At 48.9% G+C, this 1551-nt stretch carries 1 protein-coding gene; it reads left to right on the forward strand.

Annotation, left to right across the window (positions count from 1 at the left end):
• The first annotated feature begins 179 nt into the window (after positions 1-179).
• Positions 180-1463, forward strand: coding sequence for a hypothetical protein (locus tag EV148_RS18220; protein WP_132000278.1), 1284 nt, complete (start codon positions 180-182; stop codon positions 1461-1463).
• Positions 1464-1551 lie beyond the last annotated feature (88 nt).

The raw sequence follows: 1551 nt of genomic DNA on the forward strand, positions 1-1551 counted from the left end.
CGGACTCCTCTCGCGATCCCGTGTCCTGAAGGCTAAACCTTTCAGTCTGGCTCATCGAAGCCGTGTGGCGACACGAGGGGAGTCCATTCGATCATCCAAGCGGACGCGCGAAAAGCCCGCGCCGCTTAACTCAAGCGTTAGGCACTAAACATATCTTCAAGCAACAGGGGGAAAAACACATGTCTGTCGAAGCTGCAAAGGATCTTGCAGAGAAGCTAGAGCTTCTCGCACAAAGGCTTGACTCCCACAAGAACAACTCAAAATTCTCCGACCATTGGCAATGGCAAGTGCCCCCACTCACTACAGATGACTTGTCATTCACCGCCAGAAAAATTGCAGAAAAGATCGAGTCAGTCGATTGGTCAAAGTCAAACGACGATGCAACTTCAGTACTAGAAGACCTCGCTCCAAAGGTTGATTTTTCAATCAACAACAATGCATCAAATATATTCGCCGGCCCGGCCGCATGTGAAGCTGTATGTGCTCTTTTACACAACGTAGACCTACAGATTAATTCAATCCTTGATCCCAGCCAGGTAAAACACTCACTTGCGATTCCTGCGTCAATACTACGTAGTGTCAATGCAGCCACCCAAAGATTGGATCAAGTAACAGCCGGAATCGACGGAATCGATTCAAAAATTACATCAATCAATCGGGCATATGACGCCGCTGAAAAACTTCCTCTAACAATGGAAGAACTCGATACGACACTTCGAGAAATTGAGCAAGCCAAACAAAACGCTGGGAAGTATGAAATCGCCGCTAAAAAAAGTAGCGATGACTCGGAAGAAGCCCTTAAGAGCTTGAACGACCTAAATGTAAAGGCACAAGCCGTCTTATCGAAAGTCAACTCGGCTTATCGCGCAGCCACATCCGAGGGACTAGCACACGAATTCATGACCCGCTCCGAAGGATTGCGAAAATCCATGCTTATTTGGGTTCTCGTTCTGATTGGCGCACTTCTGGCATCAGGATTAATTGCACAGGAAAGAATTCCAGTGGTTCTTGCCTCCATTTCTGATCAGACGAACTGGAGCGTTCTCCTCCTTAAGCTAGCTCTTGGCGCAGCAACTGTCGCAGCCCCAGTGTGGTTGGCTTGGGTTGCAACCAAGCAAATTGGGCAGCGATTTCGCCTCTCTGAAGATTACGCCTACAAAGCGGCACTCTCCGCGGCCTATGAAGGGTACAAGGCTGAAGCAACAAACCTTGATCCGCTATTTGAAGCACGACTCTTTTCCATTGCCTTGGGCCGACTTGATGAAATTCCACTTCGACTTATTGAGAAAGACGTACATGGCAGCCCACTCCATGAACTATTGAACTCAATTGAATTCAGAGATGCGGCCCAAGCAATTCCATCTCTCAAGGAGAGGGCATTGCAAATTCTCAGAGAAAGGGCGCATCGACCCGCTACACCCATACCAAGCCAGTCAACCGATGGCTCAGGCAATAGTGCCTAACAATTCATGTATGGACTCCCCTTGCAAGTGACCGAGTGAGTTCGCTTTGGCAAGCGGTGCGGTTGCAGTCGTGTATTCGGCCTTGCGG

It is taken from the genome of Dokdonella fugitiva, from assembly GCF_004342425.1.
Taxonomy (GTDB): Bacteria; Pseudomonadota; Gammaproteobacteria; order Xanthomonadales; family Rhodanobacteraceae; genus Dokdonella_A; species Dokdonella_A fugitiva.